The following is a 19,028-nucleotide window of genomic DNA, read 5'->3' as shown; positions in this document are numbered from 1 at the left end:
GAGGCCGGAACATATGGCAACCACAGCAGACCAATCACGCGAGCGTTTCACCGACTTCACCCCTTACGTGATGAAAAAGGGTGAAGATTACATGAGCACTGGCATGCGGGAGCACTTCAAAGAGCTGCTGCTGCAATGGAAGCAGGAACTCATGGAAGAAGTGGATCGCACCATGCACCACATGCAGGAAGACGCTGCAAACTACGCGGATCCCAGCGACCGTGCAACCCAGGAAGAAGAATTCAGTCTGGAATTGCGTACTCGCGACCGCGAGCGCAAGCTGATCAAGAAGATTGATCAAACCATTGAGCGTATCGACAAAGACGACTACGGCTTTTGTGATCAGTGCGGTGTGGAAATTGGCGCCCGTCGCCTTGAGGCGCGCCCTACTGCAACACTGTGCATTGACTGCAAAACCCTTGCTGAAATCCGCGAGCGCCAAACTGGTATCTGAGGCGACACCCCCGACCTGGCCGGCGCAGCCTGATAAGGCACAGCCGGCCAATGAGTCGAACCCATGACCAAGCCAAGCCGATACCGGGGCCGTTTTGCGCCCTCACCCACTGGCCCTCTGCATTTTGGTTCGCTGGTTACCGCTCTGGCAAGTTACCTGGAAGCCAAATCCCGTAGCGGGCGATGGCTGATTCGAATTGAGGATCTTGACCCACTTCGGGAGCCCCCGGAAGCTACGGGCGAAATTCTGAACAGCCTCGATGCCCACGGACTGTTCCCCGACGAGCCTGTGCTCTTTCAATCCCACAGGCATCCTGCCTATCATGCAGCCATTGAACAGCTATTGGACAAAGGCCTGGCCTACCGTTGCAGCTGTTCACGCAAGCAACTGCAGGCGCACCATGGTCGACACCCGCAGCGCTGCAGGGACGGCGCCACAGCCACTGGCCAGCCATTTGCCATACGCTTTGCGCTCCAGGATGAACTCTGCCACTGGCAGGATCAGTTACTGGGACCACAACAACAGACTGTCCGCGCAGAAATTGACGACCCTGTACTGCTCCGGAAGGAAGGCTTTTTCGCCTATCAACTTGCGGTGGTAGTAGATGACATCGAACAAGGCATTACCGATGTGGTAAGGGGTTCTGACCAGCTGGATATGACCGCACAGCAGATACAGATATACCGCGCACTGGATGCAACGCCACCGCGCTGGCTTCACATTCCTGTGATTGTTAATGAACAAGGGCAAAAACTGTCCAAACAAAACCATGCCCCCGGGCTGGATAACCTCAAACCGGTGCACAACCTGTTTTCCGCACTCAACGCTTTAAACCAGCAGCCGCCACAAACCCTGCTTTCAGGGTCGCCAGAAAATCTTCTGGAATGGGGGTGCTCGCACTGGAAGCCCGAGGCCATTCACCTGACATCCCGGTGACTGCCGTGGTATAAAGCCATTCACAATCATCAGCACGGATCGCATGCAGGATGTATATATATCGCCTGGTTTTTCTGCTGGTTCTGGCCATCTATATTTTTTCACCCAACATTCTCGACTGGTGGACCTCCCCCGAGAACGCATGGTACAGCCCCTTCGTGATCTGGGGCGGCCTTATTGCCGTTGGTTTTTGGCTGGAGTGGCGAAGGGATCCCAATGAGTTTTAGTGCACCAGGGCTACTGCTTGCCAGTCTTCTCTACCTTATTCTCCTGTTCGGCATTGCCTGGATAACCGAGCGCGGCATCATCCCCCGCCACTGGGTACGCCACCCGCTTGTATATACCCTTAGCCTGGGCGTTTATGCTGGCATCTGGGCAGTTTATGCTGCCGTCGGGCTAGCTGCGGAATCCGGCTACGGCTTTCTTGCTTACTACCTGGGAATCAGCGGTGCTTTTTTATTGGCGCCGGTTTTGCTGAACCCCATTATGCGGATTGGGCGCGCCTACCAGCTTACGTCTCTGGCCGACTTGTTCGCCTATCGTTATCGCAGTCAGTGGGCAGGCACACTGGTTACCCTGTGCTCGGGTTTCGCCATCCTGGCTCTGCTGAGCATGCAGATACAGGCTGTTTCTACATCCGCCAGCATTCTTGCTCCGGATACCTCCCCCCACCTGATCAGCATTATGTTCAGCTTGATAGTCGTGCTCTTTGCCATGCTCTTTGGGGCGAGACGCAACCAGGAAATGGAGAATCACCCTGGGCTGGTACTGGCCATTGCTTTCGATTCACTGGTGAAACTCATCGCCCTGCTGATAATTGGCGGCGTTGTTCTTTTTAGTGTTTTTGGCGGTATGGACGGTCTTGAAATCTGGCTGGCCGGCAACACTACACCTGCAGCTGCCATGTCCCTGAGCATCGACGACGGCAGCTGGCGAGCGCTGATGCTGATGTCCTTCGCAGGGGCACTGGTGTTACCGCACATGTACCACATGACATTCAGCGAAAACCCATCACAAAAAGCACTGGCCAAAGCAAGCTGGGGACTTCCGCTCTATTTGCTGATGCTAGGCATACCTGTGCCGCTGATCTTGTGGGGGGGCCAGGAACTGGCTGTCCCCACCGGCCCGAACTTTTACACACTCGGTATTGCCCAGGCACTTGAGAACCCAGCACTAACTCTGTTCATGTACATCGCGGGGTTGTCAGCCGCCAGTGGCCTGATGATTGTCAGCACCCTTGCGTTAGCAGGCATGGTTCTCAACCATGCTGTCCTTCCTCTGAAAACACCAAAAGACCAAGGGGATATTTACAGGTGGCTCCAGTGGGTTAAACGCCTGCTGATTGCGGCTATTATTCTGCTGGCCTTACTGTTCCATGAAACCCTCGGAAAGAACCTGGACCTGTCGATTCTTGGTGCCATTTCCCTCACAGGAACACTGCAGTTACTGCCCGGGGCTCTGGGCGTTATCTACTGGCCCGAAGGGAACAGGCGGGGCCTGATTGCCGGCCTGATTACCGGCCTGGCCATCTGGCTGATTACGTTGGTGCTGCCATTTTCCCATACTGCCAATCTACTTGACTGGCTGAATGCTCCTGTCGTTCCAGACTACGGCAACTGGCACATCTTCACGTTTGTAAGCCTCACTGCAAATCTGACCGTCTTTACGCTGACGTCAATGCTAAGCCCCACCTCAAATGAAGAAACAAGTGCCGCCCAAGCCTGCTCAATGGGAGCGCTGTCGCGCCCTCAGCGCCGTGAACTAACGGCAAGCTCGTCCGATGACTTTGTGCGCCAACTGATTAAACCACTTGGGCCAGATGCCGCCAAGCGTGAAATAGAGAGAGCTCTTGGGCAGCTTAAGCTACCAACCGTTGAATACCGGCCCTACCAACTACGGCGATTGCGCGATCAAGTTGAAGCTAACCTGTCTGGCTTGCTCGGCCCGTCAGTGGCCAGAGATATGGTTAAGCGCCACTTGGGCTTCAAACCGATGGCCAGGGGAGGCTCGGCCCAAGACATTCACTATGTTGAACGTGCACTAGGTGATTATCAGAGCCAGCTTACAGGGCTCGCGGGGGAGTTGGACACCCTGCGCCGGCACTACCGGCAAACGCTTCAGAACCTTCCAATACCTGCCTGCTCCGTTGGTGAAGACGGCGAGATACTGATGTGGAACCAGACCATGGAAGAGCTCACCGGCATCACGGCCGACGATGTTGTCGGTGCCCGACTGATGGCTCTGCCTGATCACTGGCATCATCTGCTTGATGATTTTAACAAAGGTGAAGATCTTCATCGCTATAAGCACCGCCTGGACTTGAAAGGCCGCCCGCACTGGCTGAACTTGCACAAGGCTCTGCTGAGTGGCCCGGATCACCCGGATGGCGGCAGTGTGATCCTGGTGGAGGACCAAACTGAAACCCGCTTGCTGGAAGATGAACTGATGCACAGTGAGCGTTTGGCCTCCGTGGGGAGGCTTGCCGCCGGCGTTGCCCACGAAATCGGCAACCCGGTAACGGGCATCTCTTCCCTGGCACAAAACCTGAAGCTGGAGACAGACAACCCGGACATTCTCGAAACCGCCAGCCAGATTCAACAGCAAACGCGCCGCATATCAACCATTCTGCAATCGCTAATGAATTTTGCCCGCACCGGCAATCACTCCCGTAACAACCGCTATGAGCCTGTGAGCATCCGCCGCTGCGTGGACGAGGCTCGCAACCTTCTATCCCTCAGCGATAAAGGCATGGGCATTCGCTATGTTAATGATTGTCCCGCTACACTACAGGTTCTGGGTGACGAACAACGGCTTGTACAGGTTTTTGTCAACCTGCTGGCCAATGCCCGCGACGCTTCACCTGATGGGGGCTCAATCCAGGTAGCTGGCAAGCAGGACGGCTACTCGGCTATTATCGAGATCATTGATCAGGGCTCGGGCATACCCGCAGATCAGCTTGATCATGTCTTCGAGCCTTTCTATACCACCAAGGCATCCAATAAAGGAACTGGTCTTGGTCTGTCGCTGGTTTACAGCATTATTGAAGAACATTATGGAAACATTCAGGTTGAAAGCCCCGCCAACCTCCAAGCCGGGCTAGGAACCTGCGTACGATTAAAGCTGCCTGCTTACGAGCCGGAGACAGCGTCCTCCGCCACACGCCCGAACGAAAGGTCCTGAGACTGCTATGCCCCGTATTTTGATCGTGGAAGATGAAGATATTATTCGCTCCGCTGTTCGTAAACTACTTTTACACGCGGGCTATGACGTTGAGGATGCCGGTTCTGTAGAAGAGGCCGAACTCAACCACGACCCCGATCAATTTGACCTGATCATATCGGATCTGCGCTTGCCCGGTGCTGCTGGCACAGAATTGATCAACCGCGCACCCAATACGCCGGTGCTGATCATGACCAGTTACGCCAGCCTGCGCTCTGCAGTGGATTCCATGAAAATGGGGGCGGTGGAGTACATCGCCAAACCTTTTGATCATGATGAAATGCTGGCCGCTGTAGAAAGCATTCTTGCTCGTACCGAGTCACCCACGCAGGAACGCAGGGAAAGCGGTTCGAACCCTTCTGAAAACGGTGACCCCGCCAGCATCATGTATGGCAAATGCGAACCCATGCAAAGAGTGTTCACCCTTATCCGTAAGGTCGCGCCCACGGAAACCACCGTGCTGGTGCAAGGTGAATCGGGTACAGGTAAAGAACTGGTTGCCCGCGCACTTCACCTTTCAAGCCCACGCGCGGCCAAGCCACTGATCTCGGTAAACTGCGCTGCCATCCCCGAAAGCCTCATCGAATCGGAACTGTTCGGCCACGAAAAAGGTGCCTTCACCGGAGCGGTTTCTGCCAGGACCGGACTGATTGAAGCAGCCGACGCTGGCAGCCTTTTCCTGGATGAAATCGGCGAACTTCCAGCGGAGGCACAAGCTCGCTTGCTGCGCGTTCTGCAGGAGGGCGAAATCCGCAAAGTGGGCTCAACCCAGAGCCGCAAGGTGAACGTGCGCATGATTGCCGCCACCCACCGAAACCTGAAAGCGATGACCCGTACTGGCGAGTTCCGGGAAGATCTTTACTACCGTCTTAACGTAATGCAGATAAGAATCCCACCCCTGCGAGAACGTCAAAGCGATATCCTGGGGCTCGCTCGTCGCTTTCTTGTGGCCCAAGGCGACAGAGTGGGCAAACCCAACCTGAACCTCAGCCCCGAGGCCATGCGTGCGCTTGAACGACATCGCTGGCCAGGAAACGTAAGAGAACTGGAAAATGCCATTGAGCGCGCCAGCATCCTGTGCGATGGCGATATCATCACGCCATCCCTACTGGATCTCGATGGCGAAGGTGGCGACGAATACATTCCGGAAACATTAGTGGAAGGCAATAACGAGCAACTTCGATCCCGAGAGACAGACAGCGCCAGCGACCTTTCACTGGAAGACTACTTCCAGCACTTTGTCCTGGAGAACCAGGATCGCATGAGCGAAACCGAGTTGGCCCAGAAGTTGGGAATTAGCCGCAAATCTCTATGGGAGCGCCGGCAACGACTTGGTATCCCCCGTAAAAAAACCTCCGGGAATTGACTCCCCCACTGCTCGGGCTCGCGCCCGCACCAAACAAAGCGTGAATCAACACTCAGTTGTTACCGCATGTTCCTCTTGGTAACACTTCTCAGAGAAAGCACAGGTTACGGGTAACACTTATATCGGATACGGGGTAACACTTACACTCCGCAAAATCATAACCTATTGTTATTAAACGACTTTCAAATACTGGCACGCCAACTGCACTCTATTTAAGTGCACCACAACAAAAACAACAGTGACAAAGCAGCGCCTCAACAAAAACAAAAAGCTGCGGGAATGCGCTCAGTAACAAAAACAAAAATAGAGCGTGAGCGAACTGAGTGTTTTGGGTACTTTGCTTTTTTGGTAGTCCCTTGGCATGTGTGGGTTGTAGAGTTGCAGAGAAGAATCACCCTTGAGGTGACACAGCACCTACCAAAAACCTGCTCTATGTCGTTGACTGCTCATTGTGTTCAAAGCTTTCCGTTTGCACTACTGAGAAGCTCCAGTTTTGGGGATATACAGTGGGGTATAAAAACGAAGAAAAATCCCGAAAAGAATAAAAACAAAGCAGATCGTCAACGTTTTGGAGGCGGATTCGTGTAAGCGAATCCGCCTTTTGATTATTCGGGGTATGCAAGATTCCACTGCAAACGTGTGCAAATCCTGCGCAAACCGTTAAACTCTCGGTTTTGCTAAACGCAACCACGGATTTCAATGTCAAAAACACTCTCCTCTATTTTCGAGCAATCTGTCGATAAGCTTCGCTCCTTCATGCCCGGAAACGGGAAGAAAAAGGCCCGAGTCTACCAACGACGAGAGGTTCCCAGGGACCAGCATAACGTCTCGCGCTCCTCTATTAGCGAGCCTGCCAAGAAGGTTCTCAGCCGCCTCAATAAATCAGGTTACGAGGCTTATCTTGTCGGCGGTGGCGTCCGCGACATTCTTCTGGGAGAACAGCCTAAAGATTTTGACATAGCCACCAACGCCACCCCGGAAGAGGTTCACGACCTGTTTCGCAATTCCCGCTTGATCGGCCGGCGCTTCCGGATCGTTCACGTTGTCTTTGGGCGCGAAGTCATTGAAGTGACTACCTTCCGCGGCAACGCGACAGAAGCCGACGACAGCGCTGACGACGATCGCAAAACCAGTGAGCATGGTCTGTTACTTCGAGACAATGTTTATGGCAACCTGGAAGAGGATGCACTGCGCCGGGACTTTACCGTTAATGCGCTTTATTACTGCATCCGGAACTTTACCGTTGTTGACTTTGCCAACGGCATTGAAGATCTTCGCAACCGCCAGTTGCGCCTGATTGGCGACCCTGAAACCCGCTACCGTGAAGATCCGGTACGCATGCTCCGGGCTATTCGCTTTGCCGCCAAGATGGATTTTGAAATTGAGCCTGAAACCGAAGCTCCCATCCGTGAATTAGCCCCGTTACTGACTCATATCCCACCCGCACGGTTATTTGAAGAGGTACTGAAGCTGTTTTCTGCCGGCTATGGCGCAGCAACCTACGAGCTTCTTACCGAATACGATCTGCTGGCTCCCCTGTTCCCTGAGACCGTAAAGGCTATTGGGGCGGGGGAACCGGATGAGCTGATTCGGCAGGCGCTGCGCAACACCGATAGCCGGATTGCACAAGGCAAGTCCGTTACCCCTTACTTTCTGTTTGCAGCCATGCTTTGGCCTGCACTGCAAAGAGAATGGCGCCACCGTCAGGATAACGGCGACCCGGTACAGCCTGCTCTGCATGGCGCAATCAGCAAGGTCATTGGCCGCCAAGTGCAAGCAACGTCTATACCCAAACGCTTTTCGGGCCCCATGAAGGAGATCTGGGAACTCCAGATGCGCCTGCCCCGCCGCCAGGGCAAGCGAGCCTATGTAACCATGAGCCACCCGAGGTTCCGAGCGGCCTACGACTTCTTGCTGGTGCGGGAAGACTGCGGCGAGATCGAATCTGGCCTGGGCCATTGGTGGACAGAGTTTCAGCGCATGGATGAGCGCGGGCAAGAGCGCATGCTTTCAGAACTCAGCAGCGACGCCCCTAAAAAGCGCCGTCGCCGCAAGCCGGTCAAACGGCCTGCGCCCTGATGAAAACCGATGCCTTTATTGGCTTGGGCAGCAACCTGCAAGAGCCAGCAGCCCAGCTGGCAAGAGCGGTAGCTGAGTTGGCCGCCCTACCCGAGACGACGCTGATCGCACAATCGCCGTTTTATGCCAGCAGTCCCGTGGGCCCGCAAGATCAGCCAGACTTTGTAAATGGCGCAGCATGGATCTCCACCGAGCTTGGGCCCCACGCCCTGCTCGACCAGCTTCAAGCCATTGAACAAGCCCACGGCAGGGAACGTCTCAAGCACTGGGGGCCAAGGACTCTGGATCTTGACCTGCTGGTGTTTGGCAACCAGGTACTGGACGACGACCGACTTACCGTTCCCCACCGAGAACTCCCTAACAGGAACTTTGCCCTTCAGCCGCTACTGGATCTAAAACCCGACCTGAAGTTGCCTGATGGCACCACAATCGCTAACTTGAGGGCACAATGCCCTGACAACCGGTTGCGCAAACTTCCGCCTCGGGATTACCCTTAGCAATTGGATAGCAATTAGATAGCAATTAGATAGCAACTGAACGCCGGTCATCCCGGCACGGTCTTGGCCCACCTACCCAAAAGGCAAGGATATTATGGCTGTTACCATCAACACCCTGCTGGAATACAAGCAAAAAGGCGAAGCCTTCTCCGCCCTCACCTCTTATGACTCCACCTTTGCACAGGTAGTCAGCGAAGCCGGCGTGGATGTTATCCTGATTGGCGATTCCCTGGGCATGGTGCTTCAAGGCCACGACAGCACCTTGCCCGTCACCATGGATCAGATCGTGTATCACACCAGCTGTGTCGCCAAAGGCAACCGTGGCTCCCTGATCATGGCTGATATGCCTTTTATGAGTTACGGCACTGTAGAGGCTGCGTTGGAAAATGCCGCAGAGCTCATGCGGGCCGGCGCCCACATGGTCAAGCTTGAAGGCACAGACTGGATGAAAGACACCATAAGCGCGCTCAGCGAGCGAGCGGTGCCGGTATGCGCACATCTGGGCCTCACGCCCCAGTTCGTCAACAAGTTTGGCGGATACAAGGTTCAGGGTCGTGACGAAAAATCTGCAGAGTTGATGATCAACCACGCCTGCGAACTGGTAGCAGCCGGCGCTGACGTTATCCTGCTGGAATGCGTACCGGCACCGCTGGCCGCCCGCATCTCCCAGGCCGTAACAGCTCCGGTGATCGGCATTGGTGCCGGCGCCGACACAGATGGCCAGATTCTCGTACTGCACGACATGCTGGGCGTTACCACAGGCCGAAAACCAAGATTTGTTAAAAACTTTCTGGCAGAGACCGACTCCATTCAGGAGGCCATTGCTGCCTACTCAAAAGCAGTGCGTGAGCGCACATTCCCCGCCGAGGAGCATACGTTCAAGGCATGAGAACCGTACATTCGCTGAAAGAACTGCGCGCCATCCTCCGCGGTTACCGCCAGCAGGAAAAAACCATCGGCCTGGTACCCACCATGGGCAACCTGCACGAAGGGCACATTTCACTGGTTCGCAAAGCTGCGGAAGCGGCAGATATTGTGGTCACCAGCATTTTCGTGAATCCGATGCAGTTTGGTGCCAACGAGGATCTCGACACCTATCCGCGAACCCTGATCGACGATCAGAACAAACTCGGGGAAGCCGGGAACACTCTGGTATTCGCGCCTTCAGCCGAGGAGGTCTACCCGGATGGCCTGACCCGACACACTCGCATTGCGGTACCAGAGGTGAGTGATGGCCACTGCGGAGCCAGCCGCCCGGGGCACTTTGAAGGTGTCGCAACAGTAGTGTCTGTTCTGTTCAACATGATTCAGCCTGACTTTGCTGTCTTTGGCGAAAAAGACTTTCAGCAACTTGCCGTTATTCGCAAGATGGTGCGGGACTTGATGATGCCTGTTGAGGTGATTGGCGCACCGACTGTGCGTGAAGAAGATGGCTTGGCAAAAAGCTCCCGCAACGGCTATCTCTCCGTAGAAGAGCGCGAGGCTGCCCCGGCTATATATCAGGTGCTTCAAGCCACAGCCGCAAAGATTACAGATGGGCGCGATGATTTCGCCGCACTGGCAAAGGAGGCAGGTGAAAGCCTGCAAGAAGCCGGCCTGCGCCTTGATTATTTCAACATTGCAAACAGCCAGACCCTGAAGCCTGCCACATCGGAAGACCAAGAGGTTACCCTGCTGGCAGCGGCCTTTCTTGGCACCACCAGGCTAATTGATAACATCTCAGTAACGCGTTGAGACATGATACAAAAGTTCGAAGAAGGGATTCTCTGATGATTTTTCCAGACGCTGCACTGACATCGTCTCCTGAGTGGTTCGAACTGGAGGCCTGCAAGAAGCGCCTGCAAAACCGTCCCATGAAAGCACTTTTTGCAGAAGATCCAGGGCGGGCAACCCGGTACTTCATCGAAGGAGCCGGCCTTTCTCTCGACTTCTCCAGAAACCGGCTAACCGATGAGACCCTTGAGGCACTGATGGCTCTGGCTCGTAGCCGGAAGCTGGAAGATCGCAGAACAGCTTTACTGCGCGGCGACAAGGTAAACATTACCGAGGCCCGCCCAGCACTGCACACCGCGCTGCGCAACCCGGGAACGGGTTCTCTCAGAGTCGACGGGCAAGATGTGATTGCGGAAGTAAATGCCACTCTGGACCGCATGGGGACCTTCGTGGCAGAGGTGCTGAACCACTCCCGCACCGGTTATACCGGCAAGGCGTTCACCGACGTAGTCAGCATTGGCATCGGCGGCTCATTTTTGGGCCCCAAGCTGGTGACCGAAGCGCTGCAACCGTACCGGATACCCGGCATTCGCTGCCATTATGTGGCCAACATTGATGGCACAGAAATCAGCGAAACCCTGGCGAAAGTGAACCCTGAAACCACTCTGTTTTTGGTTCAGTCGAAATCCTTTGGCACCCGGGAGACCCTGGAGAACAGCAAGGTCGCACGAACCTGGTTTATAGAGCGCAGCGGGAACGAGCAGGCGGTTGCCAGCCACTTCATGGCGGTGACTGCCAATGTAAGCGCCGCGCAAAAATTCGGCATCAACCCCGGCAACGTATTTCCTATGTGGGACTGGGTCGGTGGGCGCTACTCCCTCTGGTCGGCCATCGGATTACCCGTAGCGCTGACCATAGGCATGGACAACTTCCGGGCCCTGCTCGCAGGCGCCCATGCCATGGATAACCATTTCCGGGATGCACCCCTGGAAAAGAACCTGCCCGTTGTCATGGCCATGCTGGGCATCTGGTACAGCAATTTCTGGGGCGCGGAAACCCACGCTATCCTGCCTTACGACCACTACCTGCGCAGCCTGCCGGACCACCTCCAGCAACTGGATATGGAAAGTAGTGGTAAGCGCGTGGATCAGCAGGGCCAACCCCTTGGATACCACTCAGGGCCCGTTATCTGGGGCGGTGTTGGTGCCAATGGTCAGCATGCATACCATCAGTTGATCCACCAGGGCACACGGTTGATTTCGGCCGACTTCATCATACCGCTGCAAACTCACAACCCGGTTGCGACCCATCATGCGGATTTGTTCGCCAACTGCCTCGGCCAATCCCGCGCGATGATGGCGGGAAAAACACTTGCAGAGGCGAGAGCCGAACTTGCAGCCAGCGGCATGGCAGAAGCGGAGATCGAGCGCCTGGCGCCACACAAGGTGATACCAGGCAACCAGCCCAGCAACACCTTGATGATGAAGAAGGTCACACCGGAAACAGTCGGCGCGTTGATCGCACTTTACGAGCATCGCACCTTCGTGCAGGGCGTTATCTGGGACCTTGATTCGTTTGATCAGTGGGGCGTTGAGCTGGGCAAGAAGCTGGGCGAAAACATTCTACCGAGACTGCTGGGCTCATCCCGCTCCGGCGAACCAAGCGACAGCGCTACAGACAACCTTATTGCCCTGTTCCGCTCAGCAAACAGCAGTTGAAATTTTTCTCCCCTGCCAGACAAAATCCACCGGCCAGAGTTTCTGGGCGGTGTTATAAGCCTGCCAGAGCTCAAGGTAGCTCTTACGGCATATAGGGTGCTTAACTCCCGGTGCCAGATCCGCCAATGGGCGCAGCACAAACGCATTTTTCAGTATCTCGCTTCTGGGTAGCTCAACGCCGTCCAGCTGACCCACTGCTTCACCATACGTCAAAATATCGAGATCCAGAGTTCTTGCGCTGAATTTAGGAGCGTCGGGCCGCCGACCGTTCTCAGCCTCCAACTGTTTGAAGTGTTGTGAAAGCTTACCTACAGACAGATTCGTCTTCACTCCCACAACCAGATTCAGAAACGGCGAGCCGTCAAACCCTACTGCTTCACTTTCGTACACCGGAGAGATGTCCAGCACACCAAACCAGCCCTCCAGCGCATCCAAAGCAGCCCCCACATAACGCTCCCTGTCAATATTGCTGCCAATGCTGATATAAACCGGAACCTGATCTGGCATTACCGAACACCTCTTTCTATACAAACGCCTACAGACCGTGCTGCCGGAACAGCTCCCGGCTTACGAATGGTTAGCCGAAGCCAGTCAATGCCGAACTCCCGCTGTAGAACGCCAGCCAACACCTCGGCGCCGTGCTCCAGAAGCTTTGGCTTGAGCTCATCCAGGCAGCACGCGACACACTCACTGACCGAGGCGTAATCAAGTGCATCTGCCACATCATCAGAAGCGCCAGGGGTACGGTTATCCCAAGCCATTTCCAAATCCACAACCAATGCCTGGGTTACTTCACGCTCCCAGTCGTAAACACCCACAACGGTTTCTACAACCAGTCCTTCGATCAATACGCTGTCTGCCAAGAGGGCTCCCGGGGAATTCCCACACTCTACTGATTGAATAACATACAAACTGCGGCTACTGTAACTTTGCCAACCTACTATTTTGAGGGCCGGCATTTTCGCACATTTTACCCTGACACGTCTTCGTCTCTGAGACTCCAAATGCCCTTGAGTGACCCGGTAGTAACCGTTCTGCTGTGCATGGCCGCCTATCTGGGAGGCTCTGTGCTGTTTGCACTGCCAGTTAGCCAGCTTTGGAAGTTGCCAGACCCTCGTGCCCAAGGCTCAGCAAACCCAGGAGCTACCAACGTATACCGCACTGGAGGATGGCTTCCGGCAGCACTAACCTTGGCGCTGGATGCAGCAAAAGGCTGGTTGCCAGTGTGGCTTGCTAATCTTGCGGGGCTGTCACCGCTAGTTCAGGCGATGGTGGCACTATTTGCAGTTATGGGACATATGATCCCGGTTTTTTACCGGTTCAAAGGGGGCAAGGGAGTTGCAACAGCTTTAGGCGCTGGCCTTGCTTTGGCACCTGTTACCACTCTGGTTATGGCTGCGATATGGCTACTGGTGGTGTGGCGCTGGAGGATTTCCGCGCTGGCATCCGTAATAGCTATTGCCAGCGGGCCTCTTATCAGCGCGTTCATAGAACCCGAACACCTCCCTATGTTCGGTTTTCTCGCGATTCTGGTTGTTGTGCGCCATCGCAATAACCTGATCCGCCTTGCTCAAGGCCGTGAAGCCGGCCTCTGAGTCAATCCACAAGACCTTCCAGCCGAGTTTCACTGAGAGATGGAAGCTTATCCATTGGCCACCTGGGCAGCGCTACAATGCGTTCGCCGTCGCGCTGACCTGCCTTCATGCGCTGTGCGCCGGCATAAGCAATCATCGCCCCGTTATCCGTGCAAAATTCCGGGCGGGCATAAAACACATGGGCTCGAAGCTTTTGTGCCATTTTCTCCAAACCAGCCCGCAACCGCTTGTTAGCACTCACTCCCCCAGCAATAACCAGGCGGTCACAGCCTGTTTGCTCCAGGGCTCTGCGACACTTGATCACCAGGGTATCAACCGCTGCCGTCTCAAACGCCAAGGCAATATCAGCTCGAACTTGATCACTTAGCCCTTCTTCAGTCTTCTTCTCTGTATTGACGGTATTCAGGGTGAATGTCTTCAACCCACTGAAGCTGAAATCCAGCCCTGGGCGATCGGTCATAGGCCGGGGAAAACGATAACGGCCAGGCACACCCTTTTCGGCCAACGCTGCAACCCGGGGACCACCGGGGTAATCCAAACCCAACATTTTTGCGGTTTTATCGAAGGCCTCGCCTGCTGCGTCATCTACCGACTCCCCCAGCATTTGGTATTCCCCAATGCCATCCACCCGCACCAACTGGGTGTGCCCACCCGATACCAGCAAAGCCACAAACGGAAAAGCCGGCGGATTGTCTTCCAGCATGGGCGCTAGCAGGTGGCCCTCCATGTGGTGCACGCCCAACACGGGTATACCAAGGGCAAAACCCAACGCATGCGCTACTGAGCCGCCCACCATCAATGCGCCAATCAAACCTGGGCCTGCCGTGTACGCAATCCCATCAATGTCTTCGCGAACACAGCCCGCCTCTGCAAGAATCTGCTCACATAGAGGCAGCAACTTGCGAACATGGTCACGGGATGCCAGCTCCGGCACCACGCCGCCATAATCAGCGTGCATGTCGATCTGACTGAACAAAGCGTGGCTCAAAAGCCCCTTTTCGGTATCAAACAGCGCAACACCGGTTTCATCACAGGAAGTCTCAATACCCAGAATCAGCATATAACCTGGCCACATCGGTTGGCGTAAATGAATAAACGGGCCGTATTTTAGCAGAAACCCGAAACTCACAGGCAGTTTCATCGAACAAACATTGACCTTGCCATGATCCAGGCGCTATCATTGCCGCCCTAAATTACGAACTGGTCGAGTTTTAGCCAATCAGACCAGGAATCGAGAGAATCGAGCCAGTCTGGCAATGCCAGATGCGCATCTAATTGAAACCGAATCTATCAGGTAGGTGATTGTCGAATGCCAGCTGTTAAAGTGAAAGAGAATGAACCGTTTGACGTAGCACTGCGTCGCTTCAAGCGTTCCTGCGAAAAAGCGGGTGTGCTTTCGGAAGTACGTCGTCGTGAGCACTATGAGAAGCCGACTTCCGTTCGCAAGCGCAAAGCAGCCGCTGCCGTTAAGCGTCATCTCAAGAAGCTTCAGCGGGAACAGCGCAAGTTCGAGCGTCTGTACTGAGTTACAGCAGACGCCGCTTGACTGCAAAGCACTGATTGCCTGTTCAGCCACAGGCTGCACAGAGCGACTAAAAATGCCGCCGGGGCTTGGCTTCGGCGGCATTTTTGGCTATTGGCCCTTATGCACTATCGGCCTGTTGTGGAGCCATTATGAGCGGACTGATCCCCCAACGCTTTGTTGAAGACCTGCTCGATCGGGTGGATCTCGCAGAGCTGATCGGCTCGCGCATTACACTAAAAAAGGCCGGCGCCAACTACAAGGCCTGCTGCCCTTTTCACGATGAAAAAACGCCGTCATTCAATGTTCGGCCTGACAAAGGCTTTTACCATTGTTTCGGTTGTGGCGCCCACGGAGACGCCATCAGCTTTATTCGTGAGTTTGAAGGCCTGGGATTTACCGACGCCGTAGAAGAGCTGGCGCGCCGCGCCGGACTCGAAGTACCTTACGACCAAGCTGCAAGACAAGAAATTCAGCAGGCACGAACGCTAACGGACGCGCTGGACTTTGCCAGCCGCTTTTACCATTCGGCGCTTAATGCCCAGCAAGGCTCCTTCGCCCGCGATTATCTTAGGCAGCGGGGGCTGGACGACACTATTATTCAGCAGTATCAAGTGGGCTATGCACCCTCTACAGGCACTGCACTGTTTGATGCCGCAAACAAAGATTTACAGGGACCACTGCTGGAAACAGGCACTGTCTCTGACAAATACGGCAGACCGCGGGATCTTTTCCGCAACAGGGTAATGTTCCCTATCCGTAACAGCCGGGGCAAAACTATAGCCTTTGGCGGCCGGACGCTTGGCGATGACAAAGCCAAATACATCAACTCTCCGGAGTCAGATGTATTTCACAAAAGCCGTGAAATATACGGTCTGTTTGAAGCAAAGCAGGCGCTAAAGCAGCTCGACAAGCTGCTCGTAGTTGAAGGCTACATGGATGTTATTGCCCTTGCACAAAATGGCATTCATTACGCCGTGGCGACCTTGGGCACAGCCACAAACCAGGACAGCCTCACTGCCCTGCTAAGACAGGTGCGACATATCGTGTTCTGTTTTGACGGCGACCAGGCGGGATTCAGAGCAGCAGACAGAGCCATGGAGAATGCTCTGGAGTTAATGGCAGACGGGCTACACCTGCAATTTTTAATGCTGCCTGAAGGTGAAGACCCGGACACTCTGATACGTAAAGAGGGCCCGGAAGCCTTCCAGAAACGAGTTGATGGCGCTACTCCGTTCTCCCGGTATCTATTTGACCGCCAGAGCGAAGGCCTGGATTTGCAACTGCCGGAAAACCGCGGCGAGCTGAGAGCGAGAACGGAACCGCTTCTGAACAAAATGCCCAGAAGCACCCTAAGGGATGCCATGTGGCACGAAATGCTGCGGCTATGCGGGGGACGCAACCAATGGCAAGGCCGTAAGCCACAACAGTGGGGCAACTGGAAAGGCGAACGGCGGGACCGAGTTACCGAAGAACGCATTGACGTAAAGCTGAGCAAAGACAGCATCTTGTGCCTTGCCCTTCTGGAAGCGCCGGATCTGGCCACAGAAGTCACAGAACTGGCGCGCAGCTCCCGCCAATTCAATCAGGCCATGTCATTTGCCGGTTTTATTCTGGAGCAAAAAATCAGGGATCGGAAATCACTTATAACGACCCTGGCAACGGATAGCCAGGCACGGGAACGGTTCTACAACCTGTTTGACGGCATTGAGCACATCCCAACCCGGGAAAGCACGCTGGCCGCGGCACGAGAACTGTTAAGCCCCAACGAAGAAGCAGCAAGACAGCAAAAACTGGCTACACTTTTACGTAACTTCTCAAACCTTACCGCCGACCAACGGCAGGAGCTGCGAGAGCTGAGCCGGGGAACCCCGGATAACAGCACTTGAAACTTTGCGCATTGATCACCATCTAACCATTCGGTGGCAGTGCATTAGAGCGACAGCTATAATGGCTGTTTCATTTTTATTTATTTAAGCGAGTTCACAGGGTGTCTATGTCAGGCAATTCGCAGAAATCACGTTTGAAAGACCTCATCGCACGAGGCAAGGAACAGGGCTACCTGACTTACGCCGAGGTAAATGACCACCTCCCGGAAGACATTGCCGATCCGGATCAGGTCGAAGACATCATTCGCATGATCAACGATATGGGCATTCAGGTATCCGAAGTGGCACCGGATGCCGATACCCTGTTGATGACCGATGGTGATTCCACCGCCGACGAAGCCGCTGCTGCTGAAGCTGCTGCCGCTCTCGCCGCCGTAGAGTCAGACGCAGGCCGCACCACAGATCCTGTCCGCATGTACATGCGCGAGATGGGCACCGTGGAACTGCTGACCCGTGAAGGCGAAATTGTTATCGCCAAACGCATCGAGGAAGGTATTCGCGATGTTATGGCCGCCGTTGCCCACTTCCCGGGCACCGTGGGTACCGTTATCCAGGCCTATGACCGCATCATCGAGAATGAAGGCCGCATCACCGACATCATCACCGGTTTTCTGGATCCGGACGACGCAGAACCGTTCATGCCGGAACCACCGCCAAAGCCCGAAACCTCATCCGATGACGCAACCGACGAAGATGCTGACGATGAGGAAGAGGAAGAAGAACCAGAGAGTGGTCCAGATCCTGAAGAGACCCGCTTGCGCTTTGAGCTACTCAAGGAAAAACTGGAAGCGGCAGATAAACTGTTGGCCAAGCATGGTCGTGCTGACAAGAAAACCCAGGCTGCCCTGAACGATCTGGGCGCGGTTTTCGCTCCGTTCAAACTGGGCAACAAAGCCTTTGACGAGCTGGTTAACGTTGTTCGCTCTACCAACGACTTGGTGCGCGAGAACGAGCGCGCAATCATGAAGATCTGTGTGCGCGAGTGCAAAATGCCACGTAAAGACTTCATCAAATCGTTCCCGGGCAATGAAGCAAACCAGGAATGGGGCGAGAAGATTGGCAAGAGCAAAAAACCCTACGCTGCCGCTATTAATGAGCGTATGGACGAAATCGTCCGCCTTCAAAAGCGCATCATGAATGTGCAAACAGAAGTGGACCTGGCGGTTGTCGACATCAAGGAAATCAACCGTCGTGTTTCCATTGGTGAGGCGCGAGCCCGCCGCGCCAAGAAAGAAATGGTTGAGGCCAACCTGCGCCTGGTTATTTCTATCGCCAAGAAATACACCAACCGTGGCTTGCAATTCCTTGATCTGATTCAGGAAGGCAACATAGGCTTGATGAAGGCTGTCGACAAGTTTGAGTACCGTCGTGGCTACAAGTTTTCTACCTACGCCACCTGGTGGATTCGCCAGGCTATTACCCGCTCCATTGCGGACCAGGCCCGCACCATCCGTATTCCGGTGCATATGATCGAAACCATCAACAAGCTCAACCGCATTTCCAGGCAGATGCTACAGGAAATGGGTCGCGAGCCCACTCCGGAAGAGTTGGGTGAGCGCATGGAAATGCCTGAGGACAAAATCCGCAAGGTTCTGAAAATCGCCAAAGAGCCGATTTCCATGGAAACACCCATCGGTGACGATGAAGACAGCCACCTGGGAGATTTCATTGAAGACATCCAGGCTCTATCACCGGTGGACTCTGCCACGGCAGAGGGGCTGCGCGAAGCTACACGCTCCGTACTTGCAGGCCTCACCGCACGTGAATCAAAGGTACTGCGCATGCGCTTCGGTATCGAGATGAACACAGACCACACACTGGAAGAAGTCGGCAAGCAGTTCGACGTAACCCGTGAGCGGATCCGTCAGATCGAAGCCAAGGCACTGCGCAAATTGCGCCACCCTTCCCGCTCCGATCACCTGCGCGGCTTTATAGACGACCAGGGAAATCAGGGGTAATTCTTAAGAACTAACAGTAGCGGGCGCCGCGCCTCATCGGTATAATGGCGCCCGCTTTGTTTCCCCTTCCGGAAACTTCTTA

General features: G+C 54.8%; 18 protein-coding genes. 15 read left to right on the top strand and 3 right to left on the bottom strand.

Annotated features, from left to right (window positions below):
- The first annotated feature begins 13 nt into the window (after nucleotides 1-13).
- The 11 genes from dksA to pgi all read left to right on the top strand — a co-directional run bounded on the left by dksA (nucleotide 14) and on the right by pgi (nucleotide 11,982).
- Nucleotides 14-454, top strand: a complete 441-nt coding sequence (gene dksA / locus CDH47_RS07870; protein ID WP_100639287.1) for an RNA polymerase-binding protein DksA — start codon at nucleotides 14-16, stop codon at nucleotides 452-454.
- Between the two features lie 63 nt (nucleotides 455-517).
- Nucleotides 518-1,390 carry a tRNA glutamyl-Q(34) synthetase GluQRS gene (gene gluQRS / locus CDH47_RS07865; protein ID WP_100639286.1) on the top strand — a complete coding sequence of 291 codons (873 nt, stop codon included), beginning with the start codon at nucleotides 518-520 and terminating at the stop codon, nucleotides 1,388-1,390.
- A 50-nt stretch (nucleotides 1,391-1,440) separates the two neighbouring features.
- Complete coding sequence (locus CDH47_RS17580; RefSeq protein WP_193601597.1) at nucleotides 1,441-1,617, top strand: hypothetical protein; 177 nt, start codon at nucleotides 1,441-1,443, stop codon at nucleotides 1,615-1,617.
- Nucleotides 1,607-4,570 (top strand): ATP-binding protein, encoded by a 2,964-nt coding sequence (locus CDH47_RS07860; RefSeq protein WP_100639285.1) that lies wholly within the window; start codon nucleotides 1,607-1,609, stop codon nucleotides 4,568-4,570. The genes CDH47_RS17580 and CDH47_RS07860 overlap by 11 nt, the downstream gene beginning before the upstream one ends.
- Nucleotides 4,571-4,577: 7 nt before the next feature.
- Nucleotides 4,578-5,975, top strand: a complete 1,398-nt coding sequence (locus tag CDH47_RS07855; RefSeq protein WP_100639284.1) for a sigma-54-dependent transcriptional regulator — start codon at nucleotides 4,578-4,580, stop codon at nucleotides 5,973-5,975.
- 216 nt (nucleotides 5,976-6,191) lie between these two features.
- Nucleotides 6,192-6,563, top strand: a complete 372-nt coding sequence (locus CDH47_RS17690; RefSeq protein WP_239985630.1) for a hypothetical protein — start codon at nucleotides 6,192-6,194, stop codon at nucleotides 6,561-6,563.
- Between the two features lie 168 nt (nucleotides 6,564-6,731).
- Complete coding sequence (gene pcnB / locus CDH47_RS07845) at nucleotides 6,732-8,054, top strand: polynucleotide adenylyltransferase PcnB (protein WP_420843670.1); 1,323 nt, start codon at nucleotides 6,732-6,734, stop codon at nucleotides 8,052-8,054.
- The gene (folK, locus tag CDH47_RS07840) at nucleotides 8,054-8,551 is read left to right on the top strand and encodes a 2-amino-4-hydroxy-6-hydroxymethyldihydropteridine diphosphokinase (protein WP_100639283.1); all 498 of its coding nucleotides are present in this window, start codon (nucleotides 8,054-8,056) and stop codon (nucleotides 8,549-8,551) included. Before pcnB ends, folK (CDH47_RS07840) begins: the two co-directional genes overlap by 1 nt.
- Before the next feature lie 91 nt (nucleotides 8,552-8,642).
- Nucleotides 8,643-9,440 (top strand): 3-methyl-2-oxobutanoate hydroxymethyltransferase, encoded by a 798-nt coding sequence (gene panB / locus CDH47_RS07835; protein WP_205077548.1) that lies wholly within the window; start codon nucleotides 8,643-8,645, stop codon nucleotides 9,438-9,440.
- On the top strand, nucleotides 9,437-10,285 hold the full coding sequence (panC, locus tag CDH47_RS07830; protein ID WP_100639281.1) for a pantoate--beta-alanine ligase: 849 nt from the start codon (nucleotides 9,437-9,439) through the stop codon (nucleotides 10,283-10,285). The genes panB and panC overlap by 4 nt, the downstream gene beginning before the upstream one ends.
- 35 nt (nucleotides 10,286-10,320) lie before the next feature.
- The gene (gene pgi / locus CDH47_RS07825) at nucleotides 10,321-11,982 is read left to right on the top strand and encodes a glucose-6-phosphate isomerase (protein ID WP_100639280.1); all 1,662 of its coding nucleotides are present in this window, start codon (nucleotides 10,321-10,323) and stop codon (nucleotides 11,980-11,982) included.
- Here the strand turns inward: pgi and folK (CDH47_RS07820) are convergent.
- Together folK (CDH47_RS07820) and CDH47_RS07815 are read right to left on the bottom strand one after the other, a co-directional pair.
- A complete protein-coding gene (folK, locus tag CDH47_RS07820) occupies nucleotides 11,965-12,489 on the bottom strand; it encodes a 2-amino-4-hydroxy-6-hydroxymethyldihydropteridine diphosphokinase (RefSeq protein ID WP_100639279.1) in 525 nt (174 codons plus the stop codon). The genes pgi and folK (CDH47_RS07820) overlap by 18 nt on opposite strands.
- Nucleotides 12,489-12,845: a dihydroneopterin aldolase gene (locus tag CDH47_RS07815; protein WP_193601595.1), complete on the bottom strand. Its 357-nt coding sequence runs from the start codon at nucleotides 12,843-12,845 to the stop codon at nucleotides 12,489-12,491. Before CDH47_RS07815 ends, folK (CDH47_RS07820) begins: the two co-directional genes overlap by 1 nt.
- A 141-nt stretch (nucleotides 12,846-12,986) precedes the next feature.
- Here CDH47_RS07815 and plsY point away from each other — a divergent pair, with 141 nt between their 5' ends.
- The gene (gene plsY / locus CDH47_RS07810; RefSeq protein WP_100639277.1) at nucleotides 12,987-13,577 is read left to right on the top strand and encodes a glycerol-3-phosphate 1-O-acyltransferase PlsY; all 591 of its coding nucleotides are present in this window, start codon (nucleotides 12,987-12,989) and stop codon (nucleotides 13,575-13,577) included.
- Between the two features lies 1 nt (nucleotide 13,578).
- On the opposite strand, the gene tsaD is transcribed toward plsY, so the two are convergent.
- A complete protein-coding gene (gene tsaD / locus CDH47_RS07805) occupies nucleotides 13,579-14,637 on the bottom strand; it encodes a tRNA (adenosine(37)-N6)-threonylcarbamoyltransferase complex transferase subunit TsaD (protein ID WP_100639355.1) in 1,059 nt (352 codons plus the stop codon).
- Between the two features lie 249 nt (nucleotides 14,638-14,886).
- Between tsaD and rpsU the strand changes: the two genes are divergently transcribed.
- The 3 genes from rpsU to rpoD all read left to right on the top strand — a co-directional run bounded on the left by rpsU (nucleotide 14,887) and on the right by rpoD (nucleotide 18,946).
- Nucleotides 14,887-15,102 carry a 30S ribosomal protein S21 gene (gene rpsU, locus CDH47_RS07800; RefSeq protein WP_072794797.1) on the top strand — a complete coding sequence of 72 codons (216 nt, stop codon included), beginning with the start codon at nucleotides 14,887-14,889 and terminating at the stop codon, nucleotides 15,100-15,102.
- 149 nt (nucleotides 15,103-15,251) lie between these two features.
- Nucleotides 15,252-16,988: a DNA primase gene (dnaG, locus tag CDH47_RS07795; RefSeq protein WP_100639276.1), complete on the top strand. Its 1,737-nt coding sequence runs from the start codon at nucleotides 15,252-15,254 to the stop codon at nucleotides 16,986-16,988.
- A 107-nt stretch (nucleotides 16,989-17,095) separates the two neighbouring features.
- Nucleotides 17,096-18,946, top strand: a complete 1,851-nt coding sequence (gene rpoD, locus CDH47_RS07790) for an RNA polymerase sigma factor RpoD (RefSeq protein WP_100639275.1) — start codon at nucleotides 17,096-17,098, stop codon at nucleotides 18,944-18,946.
- Nucleotides 18,947-19,028 lie beyond the last annotated feature (82 nt).

Origin of the sequence: Marinobacter salexigens, from assembly GCF_002806945.1 — a bacterium.
GTDB classification, from domain to species: domain Bacteria; phylum Pseudomonadota; class Gammaproteobacteria; order Pseudomonadales; family Oleiphilaceae; genus Marinobacter; species Marinobacter salexigens.
Note: the sequence above shows the minus strand (reverse complement) of the source record. Positions and strands in the feature narration are given on the sequence as shown.